This is a genomic window from Candidatus Omnitrophota bacterium, from assembly GCA_034717435.1.
Classification (GTDB): Bacteria; Omnitrophota; JAUWXU01; order JAUWXU01; family JAUWXU01; genus JAYELI01.
In genome coordinates, this window is record JAYELI010000043.1 from 35284 (window position 1) to 54560 (window position 19277).

The following is a 19277-nucleotide window of genomic DNA, read 5'->3' on the forward strand; positions in this document are numbered from 1 at the left end:
CTCCTTAAATAAATTCAATCGTACTTGGCGGTTTTGGGGTTATATCAAACAAAACCTTTACCACCTGCGGGATATCTTCTATAATCCTGTCCCTGATTCTTTCTAAAATCCGCCACGGAACTTTAGTAACGGATGCGGTCATCGCATCCTTACTTTCTACCGACCTTATTACAATAATATTGCCAAAAAATCTTTTCCCCTTTCTTATACCCGTGGCTTTATCGTTCAATAAAACAGCCAATGCCTGAAACGGCCTTAACTCCTCTATTTCCTCTTCCACTATCTCTGTGGCCGTTCTTAAAATCTTAATCTTGGAAAGTGTCACTTCTCCTATTATTCTGGTGGCTAATCCCGGTCCGGGAAAAGGCATCTGGCTATAAACTAAAGATGAAAACCCCAATTCCTTTGCCACCTTTCTCACCTGGTATTTAAAAATTTCCCGCAGCGGCTCAACAACCTTAAAACCAAATTGCTTTTGGGGATCAATCCCTATCTGTTTTAAGATATTGTGCTGGGTCTTAATTTTTCCCTTGGTTTCAATAATATCAGCGGCGATCGTCCCTTGAATTAGTGATTTTACCTTATTCTGCTTAACTGTCTTACCCAGCGTCTTATAAAAAACCTGACGAAAAGCCTTTCTCTTTTCTTCGGGATCATCCTTTTCCTTTAAGGCCTTAAAAAAATCTTTTTCCGCATTCAATATTTTCACATTTATGCCGAACGGTTTAAGTTCACTCCTCACCCTTTTTTCATCACTTATCCTCATCAGGCCATCATCAATAAAAAGGATAATCGCTTTCTTACCCAATGCCTTATGAGCCAGCAATGCGCAAACCATGCTGTCTACCCCGCCTGATGTAGCTACCAGGACACCATTCTCTCCAATCTCTTGTTTTATCTCTTTTAACTTTTCTTTGATAAACCGCTTTGTCTCAAATCTCATTCCATCCCTCCCCTAAATATCGAAAAACTATCTTAAACGCAGATTCTCGCAGATTGCACGCAGATGGTCGCAGATTATTATGAATAAATCTGCGTTTATTTACGTTAGATTTGCGTATATCTGCGTTAAAAATATTTTTTCGGAGCTTTCTAAAAAAGAAATTTACCCATAAACAGCAATGCCTTTGTCTTTCAAATACTCCTTTGCCTGTTTAACTGAAATCTCGCCAAAGTGAAACACTGAAGCGCAGAGGACCGCCGATGCTTTTGCTTCCCTGACAGCATTATAAAGGTGTTCTAACTTTCCAGCTCCCCCGGATGCAACTACTCCAATAGAAACTGCCTCAGCAACCGCCTTGGTCATTTCCAGGTCATAACCTTCTTTGGTTCCATCAGCATCTTTGCTGGTTAATAAAATTTCGCCCGCGCCCAGGGCTTCGGCCCTTTTTGCCCATTCAACGACATCCATTCTAGTCCCTTCTGCCCCGCCGGATATCAAGACCTCTAAATGCGGCGAACTGCTGCCTTGGGGGTTTTTCCTCCCGTCTATTGCTACTACAAGTTTTTCTTTGCCAAATCTTTCTGAGGCTTCTTTTATTAAATCCGGATTCTTAACAGCAGCGGTATTTATTGAAACCTTGTTCACACCCATGTTAAACAAGGCCTGCATATCTTCTAAACTCCTGATCCCGCCTCCCACGGTAAATGGAATGGTTACGACTTCTGCAACTTTTTTCACCCACTCCAACCTGGTCGGCCTTCCCTCAACCGAGGCAGCGATATCTAAAAAGACCAGTTCATCGGCGCCTTCTTTTGAATAACAGACAGCCGCCTCAACCGGATCACGGGCATTTTTTAAATTGACAAATTTTATCCCTTTAACCACTCGTCCGTCTTTTATATCCAAACAGGGGATAATTTTAATCGTTCTCATAGCGTTAATTATACCTCCCTTAAAAAATATCCCGGGGCTGTGGGAATTGCGTCTGTAGTCATATTTATTCCGAGCTTTCTCAAGCCTCCCTCATCACCTTCACTCGGAATATGAGTCATGTGCATCTGGCAGCCATTCAACTCCTGCAGTTTCTTCATCCCTGTTTCTGCTGCCGGATTAGCAGTAGCACTTATCGAAAGGGCTACTAATATCTCTTCCACATCTAAGCTTTCCGATTTCATCTTTAGGGTATCTTTTTTGAGTATCCTGATATTATCAATAATCATTTTGGGTAAAAGGTCTATTTTGTCGGGTATCCTTGCTAACGTCTTTATGACATTCAAGATAGCAGCCGAGGCAGCATGCAGGAGGGGAGAATTTTTACCGGTAATAATCTTGCCGTTTTTCAGCTCTATAGCCGCGCCGCAGAATATGCCCTTATGTCCTTTACCTTTTTTCTCGGCCTTTTGAGCCGCCTTCCTGGCAGGAACTACAGCAGGCCTATCTTCTTGTTTTAAACCCAATTCTTCCATTAATCCCTTAGTGCGTTCTACGGTATCCTTGTTTTGCAATCCTGCCATAAACTCCCGATGATAACGAAAATATCTGGCTATAATCTCCTGCTTAGCCGCCCTGTTTATAACCTTATCATCCACTATGCCAAACCCAATTCTATTTACACCCATATCAGTAGGAGAATTGTACATCAGCATTTTTCTCCCCTTTCCCACAATCCTTTCTAAAATCTTTTTCAATATGGGAAATGCCTCAACATCTCTGTTGTAGTTAATAGCCTCTTTTTTATAAGTCTCTAAGTGAAACGGATCCACCAAATTAAAATCTCTTAAATCGCAGGTAGCCGACTCATAAGCTACATTAACCGGATGCTTTAATGGAAGGTTCCAGATTGGAAATGTCTCGAACTTAGCAAAGCCTGAATTAATCCCTTTTTTATGATCATGATACATCTGAGATAAACAAGTAGCCATTTTCCCGCTTCCAGGACCAGGGGCGGTTACTATAACTATCGGTTTTTTGGTCTTGATATATTGATTCCTGCCGTAGCCTTCTTCACTTACAATTCTATTTACATCCACCGGATAACCAGATATTTCACCGTGAGTATAAACCTTTACCCCCTTATGTTCCAATCGTTGTTTAAAACGGACAACCTGAGGTTCTCCTCTAAAGCGTGTCAAAACTACACTTATTATATCAAGGCCCCAGTCTTTTAAATCATCTATCATATAGAGAGTGGCGATATCATAGGTCATACCAAAATCGCCGCGCAGTCTTCCCGATTCTATGTCTTTTGCATACACACAAAACATTACCTCTACCTTATCCCCCAGCATCTTAAGAAGCCTCATTTTTACCCGTGGATCATATCCCGGCAGGACCCGCGCCGCATGATAATCAAAGCAAAGTTTTCCTCCAAATTCCAGATAAAGCTTATGGCCAAACTTTTTTACCCTTTCCAGAATAGCGTTGGATTGCTCAGCCAAATATTTTTGATTGTCGAATCCTGCTTTTTTCATTTTGCTTGAAAATTAGTGCGGAGATTAATTTATCCCGAAACTCCGGGACTCATTAAAAAAAGACGCCTTTGTTCGACGTCTTTGTCAATCACAATCGCATAATAATACCACTTTATACCTTCGCATAACTTTACCAGAATAATAATCTATTGTCAAGATTTTATTTATTTCCTATTCATCCAACGTTACCCGCATCATTCCTCTTACGGAATTAGCCAGAAAAATTCCATCTGCTGTTTCCAAGTCATTCATAGCTAAGACCTTTTCGCAAATCAACCCTGAATTTCGCGCAAAGAAATATCTTCGATATACCCCATTTAACAGTCCGCTTTTAAGCGGAGGGGTATAATAAATTCCGTTAGATTTAATAAACACGTTAGAAACCGCTCCTTCGGTAATTTCGTCTCTTTCATTTTGAAAGATTACATCAAAATATCCTAATTTCTTATATTTTTTGTATTCCCGGTCATAGAGTTTTCTATTGGTTGTTTTGTGCCGCAGAAAAACATCGTTTGAAACAGTGCGTTGATTGGAAATAGTTATTAAATTAATTTTGCTATTTATCTTTCTTTTTATTTTTCTATACGAAATAAAAATATCTCCGTTTTTAGACAACAGCAGTCGAACTCGATAGCGGTAACGAATATCAAAAAACTTTCTTTTTCTTTCCAGAAGATCTTTTATAAGCTTTCCATTATATTTGAAGCCGAAATACAAGGCAGATTTTTTTAATCTTTCCAGATGATACTTGGGGAGAAAAAATCCTGTCTTTTTTGACCAGAGCATTGTCTCGATCAACTGAAATTCTTTTTTTATTCCGGTTAAAAAATTGGCTTTAAGTTTACATTCCTCATATTCGGCAGGCGCGTTTGAGCTGTAGACAATACCACTGCCAACCCCCATCTCTCCTTTTTTATTCTCTAAAAGGATGCTGCGAATGGCTACATTAAAGACCGCATCCCTGTTGGGATTGATAAAACCGATTGAGCCGGTATAAACCTTTCTATCTTTTTTTTCAATATCCTTTATAATCCGCATTGTCCGTATCTTGGGCGCGCCGGTCACAGAGCCGGACGGAAAAATGCCGGAAAATATACTATAAAGAGACATTTTTTCTTTTAACGTACTTTTTATGGTAGAAGTCATCTGAAAGAGGGTTTCATACTTCTCAATAGAAAATTTGTCAGGCACGCTTACGCTTCCCGTCTCGGATACCCTCCCCAGGTCATTTCGCAGTAAGTCCACTATCATTATATTTTCCGCCCTGTTTTTCTTGTCGTATTTTAAAACAGAGCTATTTTTTTTATCCTCTCTTAAATTACTGCCCCTATTTATGGTCCCCTTCATCGGCCTTACTTCCATTTTCCGGCCTTTTTTCTTAAAGAACAACTCCGGCGAAAAAGAAAGAACTTTAAAATCTTTTGTCTTTATAAAGGCAGAGTAAAAAACAGTTTGATTATTTCTCAAATCATAATAAAGCTTATAAGCCGAGCCTGTAAAATCAAACTTATACTTCATGGTATAATTGACCTGGTAAGTATCCCCTGCCCTGATTAATTCTTTAATTTTTTTAATGGAATTAAGATAAGAGTCTTTTTTGACATTTAAACGCAGGTTTTTTATATGGTAGCTGGCTTTTGTTTCTTTTACATTGCTAAGGAAAAATCCTTTATTATCGACAAAAGCATTTTTTCTGTGATCAAAAACCACTGGTTTTTTAAAAATGCCCATCCAAATAAGAGGAAATGCGTAGTTTATTTTTCTTTTAGAAAACTGTTCAAATCCGTAACCCATTTCATATGAACAAAACCCAGCCGCATAGTATCCTTTATCCAGATAAAAATTAATACGCTCAAAGCATGTCTTGATATTATTTAAACTGTGGCTTTGAACAATGTCACAGGGCTTGACAAACAGGTAAGAAAAAAAATTGTTTTTATTTATCTTTGCTGTCTCAAGCAAGACAAATACACTGTGCTTCTTTAATTTATCTAAAATATTCAAAACGGAAGGACCGATCATGCTTTCTTTAAATAGACCATTAGAATAGAAATGGCTGCCGGAGTAATGCCGGAAATTCTGGATGCTTCACCTAAGTTGAAAGGCCTAAACGCGGACAATTTTTCTATTACCTCGGATGAAAGGCCGGGGATATTCTTAAAATCTACGGCATCCGGTATCTTTATTCTCTCTATTTTTCTAAAGCTTTCTATTTCTTTCTTCTGCCTCTGGATATAGCCTTTATGCTTAACCTCAAATTCCACCTGAAATATCACAGCACTGTCTATCCCGTTATTTTTTCCGCTAGAGTCAGAATCTTCTATAAAGGATATTAAATCTTTATATAAAATCTGCGGCCTTTTTAAAAGTTCGCTAAAGCGTTTAGCTTCGCGGATTGGGCTGCTTCCTAGTTGTTTTATTTTTTTGTTTACCGGGAAAAGAGGTTTTATTTTAATATCATCTATCCTTTCCAATTCCCTTCTAATGGTTTCCTTTTTAGAACAGGCCTGTTTATATCTATTTTTATCTACAAGGCCCAGATTAAATCCTATCTCTGAAAGCCTTAAATCCGCATTATCCTCCCTGAGTAACAATCTATATTCTACCCGCGAGGTAAACATCCTGTATGGCTCATCGGTTCCTTTAATCACCAGGTCATCAATTAACACCCCGATATAAGCCTGGGAGCGGTCAAGTGTCAAGGGCTCTTTATTTTTAACCTTAAGGGCCGCGTTTATCCCGGCGATAAGCCCCTGAGCAGCCGCCTCTTCATAACCGGATGTACCGTTAATCTGGCCGGCGTGATAAAGCCCCTTAACTACCTTTGTCTCTAAGGTAGATTTAAGCTGTCTGGGGTCTATATAATCATATTCAATAGCATATCCCGGCTTGGTTATTTTTGCATTCTTAAGACCTCCTAAAGACCTCAGGACTTTAAGCTGTACATCTTCAGGCAAGCCTGTAAACAACCCGTTACAATAAACTTCGGTAGTGTTTTCCCCCTCAGGCTCTAAAAATATCTGGTGCCTGTCTTTATCGGGAAAAAGGTCAATTTTATCTTCAATAGAAGGGCAATACCGGGGAGGCGCTCCTTTGATATGCGGATTAACCATTGGCGAAAGAGAAAGATATTTTTTTATAAAATTATGAGTCTCGGCGTTGGTATAGGTTATATAACAAGGGACTTGTTTTCTTTTAATCTCCTTTGTAGAAAAAGAAAACGGTCTGGGGGGATTGTCTCCTGCCTGAACTTCCAGCTGAGAATAATCTATAGTCTTGCCTTCTATCCGGGGAGGAGTGCATGTCTTAAGCCTCCCCAATTTCAGCCCCGCCCTGATCAAGCTTTTTGAAAGCAACTTGGAAGGTGGTTCTCCCATCCTTCCGGCTGAAAATTTTTTCTTGCCGATATGGATTATTCCTTTCAAAAAAGTTCCGGTAGCTATGATTACTGTCTCAGATAAAAATCTTTGTTTTCTATTTGTAACCACCCCGTGCACATTCCTGCTCTTTATTAAAATTCCATTTACTACAGCCTGCTTAAGGTGCAAATTTTTCTCGTTTTCTAAGGCGGACCTCATCCTTAAGCCAAAGGCCTTTCTGTTGGCCTGAGCACGAGATGAACGAACAGCCGGACCTCTACTCATATTCAACACCCTGAACTGAATTCCTGTATCATCTATGGCCTTAGCCATTTCTCCCCCCAGGGCATCTATTTCTTTTACCAGTTGTCCCTTGGCTATGCCCCCGATAGCCGGGTTACAGGACATAAGGGCTATTGTCTTCAGGTTCATAGTTAAAAGAAGTGTTTTGCATCCCATACGAGAGGAAGCTAAAGCCGCTTCACAACCGGCATGACCAGCCCCAACAACTATCACATCATATACTTGCATAATTTCCTTCATCCACAGCCCGTATTGCTATTTACTCTTTCTGTGCTCATCTGTGTTATTTTTTCACTTCCGAACTCAAAATAATTGCCTCGGCAATATCCCTCATAGACTTGCGTAAATTCATACTGGTTTTCTGAATTTTTCTAAATGCCTCTTGTTCGGAAAGGTTCTCTTCCTTCATTAACAATCCCTTGGCCCGCTCGATTAGTTTTCGCATTTCCAGCTCTTCTTTAACAACTTTGGATTGAACCAGTAAGCTGGCATTCTCAATTACAATAGCTGCCTGATTAGCAACTGTGATTAGAACATCTATCTCTGTTTTGGTAAATTTATGCGGGGATGAAGTATAGTTATTAATTACCCCAATTACTTTACCCTTGACAGCTAATGGAACGCATAAAAGTGAATATAATCCTTCTTTTTTAGCTATATTTTTATACCTATACTCCTTTTCCTTATTTACATTAAAGACCACCTGGGATTTATTCTCTTTAGCAGCTTTTCCGGCAATTCCTTCTCCTACTTTTAAGGGCGGTTTTTTGTTGTATGTTTCACTAACACTTTGCGTAGTCCTGATTACCAGATTATTTGTTTTCTCGTCAATTAACATTAAAGAACATATCTTTGACTTCAAAACCTGAGCTGCGACCGTTACTATCAAACGCAGAATATCTTCCAGATAAAGATCGGAAGTAATGGCCTTGCTTATGCTCAAAAGCGCTTCTATTTGTCTGGAGGATGATATTGCTTTCTTTTTCATATTCTCCTCCGAGCTATGAGCTTTGGGCTGTGGGTTGTGAGCTGTGGGCTTTTTAACGCACAGCCCAAAGCTCATAGCTCACAACCCGTATTACTGTCTACTTTACTTATTTGCGTCTGTGCTCTCAAACTGCATCTCGTACAGCTTCTTATATAGACCACCTTTAGAAATAAGTTCAGCGTGCCTGCCCTGCTCTACAATCTCACCTTTGTCTAAAACAATTATTCTGGTAGCATTTTTGACAGTGGATAGCCGGTGGGCAATAACAAAAACTGTCCGGCCTTTCATCAACCGATCAATGGCCTCTTGAACCAGCTTTTCAGATTCTGTATCTAACTGGGAAGTAGCCTCATCCAGGATTAAAATAGGAGGATTTTTTAGTATCGCCCGCGCTATAGCCAACCTTTGTTTTTCACCTCCGGATAGTTTAGTGCCTCGCTCGCCAATTATAGCGTCATAACCGTTTTCTAACTCCAGAATAAAGCAATGCGCATTAGCCATCCTGGATGCCTCGATAATCTTATCATCTGAAGTGCCGATCCTTCCATAGGCAATATTCGCTCTGACGGTGTCATTAAACAGAATTGTCTCCTGGCTCACCAGCCCTATTTGTTCTCTAACCGAAGAAAGAGTAACATCCCTTATGTCACAGTCATCTATCGCCACCCTGCCTTTATTCGGGTCATAAAACCGAGGAAGAAGGTTAACCAGGCTTGTCTTACCTGTCCCGCTTGGGCCCACAATGGCGACTATCTCGCCCTTGCTGACATCTAAATTTATATTACTCAATACAACTTTATTATTGTCATAACTAAAGTGAATATCATTAAAAGAGATACATCTTTGAAGCGGATTTAAGGTTACAGCCTCTGTTTTCTCGGTAATCGTCGGCTTTAAATCCAGGATTTCAAATATCCTGGCAGCAGCAGCCAATGTCTGCTGGATTACAGCCTGAACCCTGCTTAATTTCTTAATCGGTTTCATCAATGAAAGAAGCGCCGCTAAAAAAAAGCTGAAAACCCCGAAGCTAAATACCCCTCCCATCACCTGCCGTGCCCCATAATAAAATACAAACATAGCCATTGCCGCGCCAATAAATTCTGTTATTGGAGCAATAGCCGCCATTCGCCTGATCGATTTCATCATCAATTTATAGAGACCGTCGCTAAGTTTATTGAATTTATTTATCTCGTAACTCTCCATAGAAAATGCCTTTACAATCCTGATCCCGGAAATAGTCTCAACCAGCATAGAAGAGATATCAGCCATTTTTTCCTGGGTATTTTTACTTATTTTACGCAACTTCCTGATAATCTTTATTACCGGAAACATTACCAACGGAAGAAGAACCAAGCAGATAGAAGCTAACCGCCAGTGGATAAAAAAGACTATCAATAAAAACAAGACCACCTGCAGGGATTGATAGACCAGATCGGCCAGATTCTCGCTAATGGAATTCTGAATTGCGGTTACATCATTGGTAATCCGGGAGGTTAACTCTCCGGTGCGCTGGCGGGAATAAAAATCTAAAGAAAGGCTTTGGAATTTCCGATATAGTTTATTTTTTATATCTCTGATTACTCTTTGGCTGATATCACTCATAAAATAGGTTTTCCCAAAGTCGCTTAAGCATTTAATCAAGATAACTAAGGGTATTACCAGTGCTATTATTTTCAATAACTCAAGGGAGCCCAAAGAATTTATCTTTATAATAATGTCTTTGATAAAAACCGGCAAGCGGGTACTTCCCGTGGGAATTCCTTTGCCGGTGAATATATTATCTACCAACGGAATGATCATTCCTAACTGAAGGCCGGAAAAAACCGTAGAAATAACCATACAGGCAACCGCAACCACAAATATCCACCTATAGGGCTTTATAAACTTAAGTAACCTGCTATATTCCTGCATTATTACCTCGTTTTTGATTTCCTTTTATCCACAGATGAAAAGACACGGAAGGACACAAATTACTTTTAGACCCCAAAAAATTAACCTACTACAAGTAAAAATCTGGTGTCTAAGATCTATGTGTGCTAATTTGCGTATTTTACCATACTCATTGACTTCTGTCGAGGATTTTGTTAAACTCATTACATAATTCGTGTTTAGTAATTCGTGTTTTTTAAGGTATTTACATATGCTAAATGTAGCGGTCATTGGGGTTGGGAAACTGGGCAGTAAGCATGCCCAAATATATTCTAACCTAAATAATGTAAACCTGTTAGGTGTATGTGACATAAACAAACAACGGGCAGAGAGTATAGCCCGACAGCTTCATGTTACCCCTTTTATTCATTACCAAGACCTGCTGGGAAAGGTCAAAGGAGTAACTATATCCACCCCCACCTCTCTTCACTACCAAATAGCCAGAGATTTCCTAAACTCAGGAGTAAATGTCCTGATTGAAAAACCAATGACGCTAACGCTTAGTCAGGCCGACCGATTGATTAAACTATCCGAACAAAAAAGATTAAGCCTCCTGGTAGGTCACGTGGAAAGATTTAATTCTGTAGTCCATGCGCTTAAAAAATTATCCCGTCAGCCCAAATTCATAGAAGTCCACAGATTGGGAGCTTTTACTCCCCGGGTTACTGATGTTGGCGTAGTGCTTGATCTTATGATCCACGATATTGACATTGTCTTAGCCCTGGTCAAGTCTGAAATAAAAAAAATAGAAACTGTCGGTATAAATGTGCTATCTCATCATCATGAAGATATAGCCAACGCCCGGATTACTTTTAAAAACTCCTGCATTGCCAATCTTACCGCCTCCCGCTTAATTGGAAAATCAATGAGAAAAATCAGGATATTCCAGGAGGATACTTATATCTCCTTAGATTATTTGAATCAATCTGCCGAAATTCACAGGAAGGTTAAAAATAAGATGGTAAGCAGCAGTATTGATATAAAAAAGGAGGAGCCTCTTCGGCTGGAAATAAAAGAATTTATAAACTACCTATTAAATAGAAAATCCTGCCCCTATATCGACCGGGAAGCAAGAGATGCCTTAAAAATAGCCCTGCAAATAGTTAGAAAATTAAGATGTCAGCTCAGAAACCAAAAAAAATAATCATCATTGCCGGAGAAGCCTCCGGAGACCTCCATGGAGCCTGTCTAGCCAAGTCTATAAAAGCCTTGGACCCTAAGACAGAAATCTTAGGTATCGGCGGTCAACTAATGGCCGATGCCGGGGTAAAACTTTATTATGATATAGTTGGTTTAGCAGTAATCGGCTTTATAGAAATTCTGACAAACCTGAAAAAATTCAAGTCTATCTATAATCTTGCCTTAGAAAAAATAGATAACCTCAAACCGGATGCTGTTATCCTGATAGATTATCCGGGTTTCAACCTCAAGATTGCCCGCCAAATAAAAAAGAGACGTATTCCTGTTTTTTATTATATCAGCCCTCAGGTATGGGCTTGGGGTAAAAACAGAGTAAAAACCATATCCGAATTAGTCGATAAGATGCTGGTGGTATTCGAATTCGAAAAAGAATTCTATAAACAACATGGAATAAACGCCGCATTTGTCGGCCATCCGCTTTTAGATACCATTAAGCCGCCCCTGGAAAAAGATCAAGCCTGCAGGATATTCAACCTGGATAAGACTAAGCCAATAGTGGGAATACTGGCCGGCTCGAGAGAAAACGAAATCAAGCGGCATTTAACGATTATGCTTGAAGCAGCCAGGATGTTAAAAAAAGATATACCAGATATCCAGTTTATTATTTCTAAACCTCCCCAGATACCCGAAGATTTGTTTAATTATTTGCTTAAAAGTTCCCGGTTATCTGTTGGGACAATAACGGAAAAGACCTACAATTTGATGAACGCAGCTGACTTGGTCCTGGTAGCATCAGGAACAGCTACGCTTGAAGCGGCCATCTCCTTAACCCCGATGATTATTATTTATAAAGTCTCGCCCCTGACCTATTTTTTGATAAGAAGATTGATCAGGATCCCCTATATCGGCCTGGTAAATATCGTGGCCGGAAAAAAAATAATGCCCGAGTTCATTCAATATCAGGCCCGTCCTAAAAATATCTCCCGTAAAGCCGCTGAGTTCTTAAAAGACAGAAAAACCTTAGAGCAGTTAAAAGGTGAGCTTATAAAAATAAGAGAAAAACTCGGGGGCCCCGGCGCAAGCCGCCGCGCAGCCGAAATAATACTATCCTCCCTGAATAAATCCTATCTATAATTCTCTGTGGTTATTTTTTATCTTTTCAGGATGGTGCTTCACTACTTTAGCCTGGACCATATAGATTACATCTTCGGCAATATTTGTAGCATGGTCGCAGATTCTTTCCAAATGGCGGGCGATTAAAAGAAGGGGAACCGCCCGGGGAGCAGTTGTGCCGTCTTTGACCATATAATCATTTATTAACTCATCATAAACCAGATTTCGTAATCCATCAGCCTCTGGATCAGAAAGAATAACCTGCCTGGCTAGATTTTGGTTTCGATCTACAAAAGCATCTATTGCATCTTTTACCATTTTTCGGGCTACTACGGTCAATTTAGGGATATCTATTAACGGCTTAAGTAAAGGTTCATGCGCCAGTTCCAAAACTCTCTGGGATATGTTTACTGCCAGATCAGCAATCCTTTCCAACTCCGCATTTATTTTCATTCCTGTGGTGATAAATCTAAGGTCTACTGCCATAGGTTGGTGCAGGGCTAATAAGTCAACAGCCTTTTCCTCAACCACAAGTTCCAATTCGTCAATCTTGCGGTCATCGCCAACAACAGCCTGGGCCAGCTTTTCATCCCGGTTCTTCAGTGCTTCTATTGATTTATAAATTGCCTCTTCGGCTAAAGCGGCCATTTTTAACAGATCCGTGTTTAATTTTTTTAATTCTTCATCAAAATGCCTCTCCATTTTTATTCCTTTCAGTCTTACCCAAACCTTCCGGTAATATAATCTTCGGTAATTTTCTTAGAAGGAGCGGTAAAAATTTTGTTCGTTAGATCATATTCTATCAGTTCTCCGAGCATTAGAAAAGCTGTGAAGTCAGAAATCCGCGCCGCCTGCTGCATATTGTGAGTAACAATGATAATGGTATACTTTTTCCTTAGTTCTTGAATCAGTTCTTCAATTTTTGCGGTAGCGGTTGGGTCTAATGCAGAACAGGGTTCATCAAAAAGGACTACCTCCGGCTCAATTGCTAAGGCGCGGGCAATACATAGACGCTGCTGCTGGCCGCCTGATAAATCTAATGCTGAATCACCCAACCTATCTTTAACCTCATCCCAAAGCGCAGCATCTTTCAAAGATTGCTCAACCCTTTGTGTAAGTTCGTCTTTTCTTTTAATAAGTCCATTGATTTTAAGCCCATAAGCAACATTTTCAAGGATGGACTTAGGAAAAGGATTGGATTTCTGAAAAACCATCCCAATCTTTTTTCTCACTGCAACCACATCTATGTTTTCGCCATAAATATTTTTTCCATCTAAGAAGATTTCTCCTTCAACCTTTGCCCCAGAGATAATGTCATTCATTCGATTAATGGCCCTTATAAGTGTAGATTTACCACAACCCGACGGCCCAATGACAGCAGTAACCTTATTTTTCTTAATATCAAGGCTTACATTCTTTACTGCCTGTGTATTCCCGTACCAAATGTCTAAATTACGAATGGAAACTCTAACATCCTTACCTATTCCATCATTTTGACTTCTGATTTCTGACTTCTGATTTTTGATTTCTGACGTTTGGCTTTTGACTATTACCACTTTTTTCTCCTTCTAAATCCATTACGTATAATGATAGCAACTGAATCTACACTTAAGACCAAAAAAAGCAAAACTAACGCTGTACCGTAAGCAATAGGAAGCTGAGCCTCCGGACGTGTGCCTTCAGTCATTAGGGCGTAGATGTGATATGGAAGCGCCTGTACCTCACTAAAAATTGAACGAGGAAGTCTCATAGTATAAAAGGTGGCAGCAGTGAAAAGTATCGGCGCGGTCTCGCCGGCAGCTCTGCCCACTCCTAATATTGAGCCGGTTAACATTCCTGAGATGGCGTTAGGAAGCACTACCCTGCGGATAGTTTGCCATTTAGTTGCGCCTAAAGCCAAAGAAGCTTCGCGAAAAGATTGTGGAACAACCAACAATGCTTCTTCGCTAGCACGAATGATTGTGGGTAAAATCAACATTCCCAGCGTAAGGCCACCTGATAAAATCGATATGCCAAAACCAAAGAACTTAACAAACACGGCTAATCCAAAAAGCCCAAATACAACTGAAGGGACCCCGGCAAGATTATTTATCCCAATACGAATCATTCTTATCAATCTTCCCTGCCTTGCGTATTCGGTTAAATATATTGCTGAGGCCACGCCTAAAGGCAAAGCAAAGCAAATTGCGCAAATAATCAGATAAAAAGTGCCCAAGATTGCCGGCAGGATTCCCCCGGCAGTCATTCCTTCACAAGGCATTTGAGTCAAGAACTGCCAGCTAATCACTCCTATTCCTCTGGCAGCGACAAAGTAGAGAATAATAAAAAGCGCTGAAAGAATAATTACTGTAGCTAATCTTAAAGCTCCAAAACCTATAAATTCTTTAATCTTTCTTAGCTTCAAGCCCATTTTTTCCTGAATTTCTGGGTTAAAATATCGGCAACAATATTAAAGGTTAAGGTTATCAGAAAAAGCACTATGGCAACAGCAAACAGGGCGTGATAGTGACTGCTCCCTACTACTGTTTCTCCCATCTCAGCAGCGATAGTAGCGGTCATCGTCCGCACAGGTTGAAAAAAAGAACAAGGTATAACTGCTGCTCCCCCGGCAACCATCAACACAGTCATGGTCTCGCCAATAGCCCTGCCCATACCTAAGATAACGGCGGTGCTTATTCCACCCGCCGCGGCGGGAACAGTTACTTTAACAGTAGTCTCCCACCTGTTTGCCCCTAAGGCAAAAGATGCCTCTTTGAAACTCTTAGGGACTGAAGAGATTGCATCCTCTGAAATACTGGTTATAGTTGGAATAGCCATAATACCTAAAAGGATGGAGGCAGTAAAGGCATTCAGGCCTACAGGTAAACCAAAAAATTTCTGTACTAAAGGCGCCACAACCACCATTCCAAAGAAGCCATAAACCACGGAAGGAACACCTGCAAGAAGCTCTATTGCCGGCTTTATAAGCCCTTTTATTTTGAGATGAGCCACTTCTGAAATATAAATAGCTGAAGCTACTCCTAAGGGAACAGCAATAATTAATGCTCCCGCGGTAACCCAAAGAGATCCCAAAAGCAAAGGTAAAATCCCAAAATCAGGCGGCTCATAGGTAGGATACCAGAATTTGCCTAAGAGGAATTTTCCCAAAGATGTTACTCTAAAAATAGGTAGTCCTTCCTTGAACAAAACTATGACAATTCCCAAAAGAAAAAAAATAGAAACTAAGGAAAATAGGCAAAAAAATCTTCTGATTAAATTTTCTTTTTGCGCTCTTTTCATATTCTAATCCAAGGCAACAAAACCCTGATCTTTAGCTATCTCTTGCCCCTCTTTGCTCAAAACAAAATCTATAAAATCTTTTATTAACCCTTTCGGTTTTCCATTTGTGTACATAAATAATGGCCGGGAAACCGGATATTTACCATTGCGAACAGTTTCAACTGAAGGTACAACACCATCAATAGCCAAGGCTTTAACTTCTAAACTTAAATATCCCAACCCCACATAACCAACAGCACCCTCCGTTCGTTTAACAGTCGAGGCCACTGCCATATTAGAGGCTTGAAGTAAAGCATCAGGGCGCACCCGTTCTTTGTTTAAGGCCAGCTTACTGAAACACTCATATGTCCCTGAGGCAACATCCCGTGAGATTATAACTATTTTTTGATTTTTACCTCCAAGCCCGCTCCAGTTGGATATTCTACCCGTATAGATATCTTTAATCTGGGAAAGGGAAAGTTCATTAACAGGATTTGAAGGATGAACAATTACTGCAATCCCGTCCATAGCAACTACATGGGGTTTGGGATTTATTCCTTTTCCCTTGGCTTTCAAGATTTCTTTCTTTTTCATTGGACGGGAAGAATCGGCAATATCACATATCCCGTCAATTAAAGCAGCGATACCTGTTCCTGAACCGCCGCCCCGAATTGAAATATCTGATCCTCGATACTTTCCCATAAAGACCTCTGCGGCCTTCTGAGCAATAGGTAAAACCGTGGTTGAGCCCTGAATAACAAGCCGGTTACTATCTGCATAGATACCCTGGGCCGTCAACCCAAAAACAAGCAACCCTAGTAATAACCTTGGTAATCCTTGCGAAAAAATCCTTTTCATCTGAATTCTCCTTTTTTAACTTTAAAAAGTTTATCATTCAATTGTTACAATTCTGTGACAACTTTGTAAAATTATGGTGAAATTTGATCAGAATTTAAACTCCAACTGCGCTAAAAACTCATTGTTGTTCACATCTCTGCCACCGGTCTTTTCATTATTAAAATAATACTCGGTCTTTAGTTTGACATTTTTAGCAAGCTCTGTAATCAGAGCAAGGGTGAGCATTTCTCTATCCCAGGAGCAAGGCTTTGAAAAAGATTTTGGCCAATCAGGATTTAACTCTCCATATCTTATTAGAGGCTCAAAAGAAGGAAAGTAAGTCCTTTTAAACTTCCATTTATGTGAGCCCTGGACATACCAACCTGTTCTTTCTAAATCCCCGTCTTCAAATTGAGCACCTTCCGCTACCAGGGTCAGCTCTTTTAATTTGTCGAATTTATATTTATAAACCGCCCTCCCGCCATATCGACGCATTATCTCGGAATCAGATATATAGCCGGGTAATTTACTTTTAAGCACACCAACATCAGCAGTGTCCAGCTCACCAAAGAAACCAAATCCCAAAACATCGATAGTGCCCAAATCTCCGATATCAGGCTTAATTCCTAATTTAAAACCCGCTTCAAAATGGCCTGTTTTCGCTGCTACATTGCGATTATCCCGTAACATTTTATAACTGGAATCTTCCGATACCTGTTTTGTGCCAAGCCTTAAACCCTCACTCAGACAAACACCCCAATAAAAGAGAGCTTTTTTTGCTTCCCAGTTTACTTGAAGTTCTTGATACCGCCACATAGCAGTTCCTATAAGAGGATAAACTTCGGTTTTACGAGAGATGTTGATAAACCTGGTATCTAAACCGGCAAAAAATTGCGAATCCAATAAGGGCAAACCCTTAAAATAAACCCCTCCGTTAGAAAAGTAGGCGCTATCGGCTGTGAATTCCAGTTCTCCTTTTAAAGATATCTTTGAATCTCTAAAGGTTACCTCCGGCTTTAACACAAACTTATCAAACTGAAACCTTGGATTAGGGTCAGATATCCCGTCATCTTTTTCAGTATCTCTAAACTCCACCTCTAATTCGCCGCCCAGGCGAAGATCCGCGCCTTTAAGCGAGATAAGAAAGTCTGCCTTTTCTTCTGCTGAGTCTATTCTTGCTTCCTCTGCCTCTTCATAGGTAATAACCCCTTTCTCGCGCAGTAAATCCAAAAGTATCTCATCAGCCTGCGCCCCGGCCGGTAATATAAAAATTACCATCAGCAACAATAAACTTATTAACTTAATCTTGCCACGCATCATGTCTTGATCTCCTTTCTTATTTCTTATTTCTTATTTTAATTTCTTAATTACTGACACATGATTTCCTGAGTCGGTGTAACTCTTTTTCTATCCGCCTTAAGGATTCTTCCACATAACCATCTTCAAACCTGTCTGAATTCTCAATATTGTCCAATACGCTCTGTAAAGCTGTAAGTTGAGAACGCAGGTAACTGGCTAGAAAATCCTTATTTAAACTTGACATAGTTTTTACACCCTGCATATTATTTTTTCACCTCCTTTCAGTGAGACCGCAATTTAGGGAACAAAGTGAACCTAAATTGCTTGGTCGAATTGATCCTTGACATCAGAGATGTCAAGGATCTTATTCCTTTATTTTTTTCCTTTCTTCAATATATTTAAAAACCCTTCTGATGTCTTTTTGCAAAAGCGATAATACAGAAACCCCATCAAGCTAAAACAGACTAAAACTATCAACAACAAAATAATTTTCATCTCTCCTTTTTCCTCTCTTCAGGCAAAAGTATATATTATCCCTGTGAAGAAAAAATTACAGGCAAGTGAATTCTTTGTGAATTGTGAAATAGAGGAGTTTTAAAGAAATGAGGCTATTTAAGCCTTAGGAATGGTAAAGCTAAAAGTGGAGCCTTGGCCTAATACGCTTTGGACAGAAACTTCGCCATGATGGGCAGAGACGATATGTTTAACAATAGAAAGGCCGAGTCCTGTTCCGCCTAACTCCCGGGAACGAGCTTTGTCTATGCGATAAAATCTTTCAAAAAGTCGAGAAATGTCTTTTTCGGGAATACCAATACCGGTATCGGCAATATCCACTTGTATAAATTCACCTTGATCTTTAACCAAAATAGTAATTTCTCCCTGCTCGTTAGTGTATTTAATTGCATTATCTATGAGATTTAATAGAACCTGCGCAATTCTACCTTCATCGACTAAAATATTCGATATGTCTTTAGAAATATTTATGTTAATCACAAGTGATTTAGCCTTTGCCTGGGCTTTCAATCCAGAAACAATGCGCTTAACAACAGGCTCTAAAGCAGCTGACTTTAAAATCAGCTTCAGCTTACCTGATTCTATCTTTGATAAATCTAAAAGGTCATCTATCAATTTTGCCAATCGGTCAGAATCGGAATAAATTATCTTCAAGAAATCTCTGGCGTTTTCTTTATCATCTAATGCACCTTCTAATAAGGTTTCAGCATAACCTTTGATACTCGATATAGGGGTTCTTAATTCATGAGAGACATTGGCGACAAAGTCCTGCCGGATCTTTTCCAGCCGCCTCAAACTCGTTATATCATGAAATACTAAAACTGCGCCCTCAGGTCTTCCTTCTCGAATAACAGGGGTTGCATGCACTAATAAGATTTTTTCCTCGGGAACAAAAACAGCTATTTCACGAGACTCAACACCTTCCTGCAGTTTTAAAACTGTATCGACAAGCTCCTGAATTTCAATATTCCGTATTATCTCAAGAGGCTCTTTACCATCTGATTCTTCCTTAATATGTAAAAAATCTTTTAGGGTTTGATTCATTAATAAAATTGCCCCTTTTAAATCAACAACCATAACACCTTCAAACATACTTAAAAGTACGGCTTTTAATCTCGATCTGC

17 protein-coding genes are annotated in these 19277 nt (G+C 39.8%); 2 read left to right on the forward strand and 15 right to left on the reverse strand.

Annotated features, from left to right (window positions below):
• Positions 1-4 precede the first annotated feature (4 nt).
• From U9Q08_03640 to U9Q08_03670, 7 genes are all read right to left on the reverse strand, one after another.
• Entirely contained in the window at positions 5-943 is a 939-nt protein-coding gene (locus tag U9Q08_03640) for an ATP-binding protein (GenBank protein MEA3328803.1), read from the reverse strand.
• Positions 944-1105: 162 nt separating this feature from the next.
• Positions 1106-1876: an imidazole glycerol phosphate synthase subunit HisF gene (hisF, locus tag U9Q08_03645; protein ID MEA3328804.1), complete on the reverse strand. Its 771-nt coding sequence runs from the start codon at positions 1874-1876 to the stop codon at positions 1106-1108.
• Between the two features lie 8 nt (positions 1877-1884).
• Positions 1885-3414, reverse strand: a complete 1530-nt coding sequence (locus U9Q08_03650; protein ID MEA3328805.1) for a DUF1846 domain-containing protein — start codon at positions 3412-3414, stop codon at positions 1885-1887.
• A 171-nt stretch (positions 3415-3585) separates the two neighbouring features.
• On the reverse strand, positions 3586-5418 hold the full coding sequence (gene pabB / locus U9Q08_03655; GenBank protein ID MEA3328806.1) for an aminodeoxychorismate synthase component I: 1833 nt from the start codon (positions 5416-5418) through the stop codon (positions 3586-3588).
• Between the two features lie 14 nt (positions 5419-5432).
• Positions 5433-7316: a tRNA uridine-5-carboxymethylaminomethyl(34) synthesis enzyme MnmG gene (gene mnmG, locus U9Q08_03660; protein ID MEA3328807.1), complete on the reverse strand. Its 1884-nt coding sequence runs from the start codon at positions 7314-7316 to the stop codon at positions 5433-5435.
• A 43-nt stretch (positions 7317-7359) separates the two neighbouring features.
• The gene (locus tag U9Q08_03665; protein ID MEA3328808.1) at positions 7360-8064 is read right to left on the reverse strand and encodes a GAF and ANTAR domain-containing protein; all 705 of its coding nucleotides are present in this window, start codon (positions 8062-8064) and stop codon (positions 7360-7362) included.
• Between the two features lie 102 nt (positions 8065-8166).
• Positions 8167-9975 carry an ABC transporter ATP-binding protein gene (locus U9Q08_03670; GenBank protein ID MEA3328809.1) on the reverse strand — a complete coding sequence of 603 codons (1809 nt, stop codon included), beginning with the start codon at positions 9973-9975 and terminating at the stop codon, positions 8167-8169.
• 229 nt (positions 9976-10204) lie between these two features.
• On the opposite strand from U9Q08_03670, the gene U9Q08_03675 reads away from it, so the two are divergent.
• Together U9Q08_03675 and lpxB are read left to right on the forward strand one after the other, a co-directional pair.
• Positions 10205-11137: a Gfo/Idh/MocA family oxidoreductase gene (locus U9Q08_03675; GenBank protein MEA3328810.1), complete on the forward strand. Its 933-nt coding sequence runs from the start codon at positions 10205-10207 to the stop codon at positions 11135-11137.
• A complete protein-coding gene (lpxB, locus tag U9Q08_03680; protein MEA3328811.1) occupies positions 11110-12267 on the forward strand; it encodes a lipid-A-disaccharide synthase in 1158 nt (385 codons plus the stop codon). Before U9Q08_03675 ends, lpxB begins: the two co-directional genes overlap by 28 nt.
• Here the strand turns inward: lpxB and phoU are convergent.
• The 8 genes from phoU to U9Q08_03720 all read right to left on the reverse strand — a co-directional run.
• A complete protein-coding gene (gene phoU, locus U9Q08_03685; protein MEA3328812.1) occupies positions 12262-12948 on the reverse strand; it encodes a phosphate signaling complex protein PhoU in 687 nt (228 codons plus the stop codon). The genes lpxB and phoU overlap by 6 nt on opposite strands.
• Positions 12949-12965: 17 nt before the next feature.
• Positions 12966-13730, reverse strand: a complete 765-nt coding sequence (gene pstB / locus U9Q08_03690) for a phosphate ABC transporter ATP-binding protein PstB (GenBank protein MEA3328813.1) — start codon at positions 13728-13730, stop codon at positions 12966-12968.
• A 65-nt stretch (positions 13731-13795) separates the two neighbouring features.
• Positions 13796-14656, reverse strand: a complete 861-nt coding sequence (gene pstA, locus U9Q08_03695) for a phosphate ABC transporter permease PstA (protein MEA3328814.1) — start codon at positions 14654-14656, stop codon at positions 13796-13798.
• On the reverse strand, positions 14647-15525 hold the full coding sequence (gene pstC / locus U9Q08_03700) for a phosphate ABC transporter permease subunit PstC (GenBank protein MEA3328815.1): 879 nt from the start codon (positions 15523-15525) through the stop codon (positions 14647-14649). Before pstC ends, pstA begins: the two co-directional genes overlap by 10 nt.
• 3 nt (positions 15526-15528) lie before the next feature.
• The gene (locus U9Q08_03705; GenBank protein MEA3328816.1) at positions 15529-16362 is read right to left on the reverse strand and encodes a phosphate ABC transporter substrate-binding protein; all 834 of its coding nucleotides are present in this window, start codon (positions 16360-16362) and stop codon (positions 15529-15531) included.
• A gap of 87 nt (positions 16363-16449) precedes the next feature.
• Entirely contained in the window at positions 16450-17661 is a 1212-nt protein-coding gene (locus U9Q08_03710; GenBank protein ID MEA3328817.1) for a hypothetical protein, read from the reverse strand.
• Positions 17662-18012: 351 nt separating this feature from the next.
• On the reverse strand, positions 18013-18135 hold the full coding sequence (locus U9Q08_03715; GenBank protein MEA3328818.1) for a hypothetical protein: 123 nt from the start codon (positions 18133-18135) through the stop codon (positions 18013-18015).
• 117 nt (positions 18136-18252) lie between these two features.
• On the reverse strand, positions 18253-19277 hold a 1025-nt coding region (locus U9Q08_03720; GenBank protein ID MEA3328819.1), incomplete at its 5' end, for an ATP-binding protein.

Excerpts from the sequence above, each read along its gene's own strand:
- U9Q08_03640 (MEA3328803.1), bottom strand. The coding sequence starts at position 943 with ATGAGATTTGAGACAAAGCGGTTTATCAAAGAAAAGTTAAAAGAGATA.
- hisF (MEA3328804.1), bottom strand. The coding sequence starts at position 1,876 with ATGAGAACGATTAAAATTATCCCCTGTTTGGATATAAAAGACGGACGA.
- U9Q08_03650 (MEA3328805.1), bottom strand. The coding sequence starts at position 3,414 with ATGAAAAAAGCAGGATTCGACAATCAAAAATATTTGGCTGAGCAATCC.
- mnmG (MEA3328807.1), bottom strand. The coding sequence starts at position 7,316 with ATGAAGGAAATTATGCAAGTATATGATGTGATAGTTGTTGGGGCTGGT.
- U9Q08_03665 (MEA3328808.1), bottom strand. The coding sequence starts at position 8,064 with ATGAAAAAGAAAGCAATATCATCCTCCAGACAAATAGAAGCGCTTTTG.
- U9Q08_03670 (MEA3328809.1), bottom strand. The coding sequence starts at position 9,975 with ATGCAGGAATATAGCAGGTTACTTAAGTTTATAAAGCCCTATAGGTGG.
- U9Q08_03675 (MEA3328810.1), top strand. The coding sequence starts at position 10,205 with ATGCTAAATGTAGCGGTCATTGGGGTTGGGAAACTGGGCAGTAAGCAT.
- lpxB (MEA3328811.1), top strand. The coding sequence starts at position 11,110 with ATGTCAGCTCAGAAACCAAAAAAAATAATCATCATTGCCGGAGAAGCC.
- phoU (MEA3328812.1), bottom strand. The coding sequence starts at position 12,948 with ATGGAGAGGCATTTTGATGAAGAATTAAAAAAATTAAACACGGATCTG.
- pstA (MEA3328814.1), bottom strand. The coding sequence starts at position 14,656 with ATGGGCTTGAAGCTAAGAAAGATTAAAGAATTTATAGGTTTTGGAGCT.
- pstC (MEA3328815.1), bottom strand. The coding sequence starts at position 15,525 with ATGAAAAGAGCGCAAAAAGAAAATTTAATCAGAAGATTTTTTTGCCTA.
- U9Q08_03705 (MEA3328816.1), bottom strand. The coding sequence starts at position 16,362 with ATGAAAAGGATTTTTTCGCAAGGATTACCAAGGTTATTACTAGGGTTG.
- U9Q08_03710 (MEA3328817.1), bottom strand. The coding sequence starts at position 17,661 with ATGATGCGTGGCAAGATTAAGTTAATAAGTTTATTGTTGCTGATGGTA.
- U9Q08_03715 (MEA3328818.1), bottom strand. The coding sequence starts at position 18,135 with ATGAAAATTATTTTGTTGTTGATAGTTTTAGTCTGTTTTAGCTTGATG.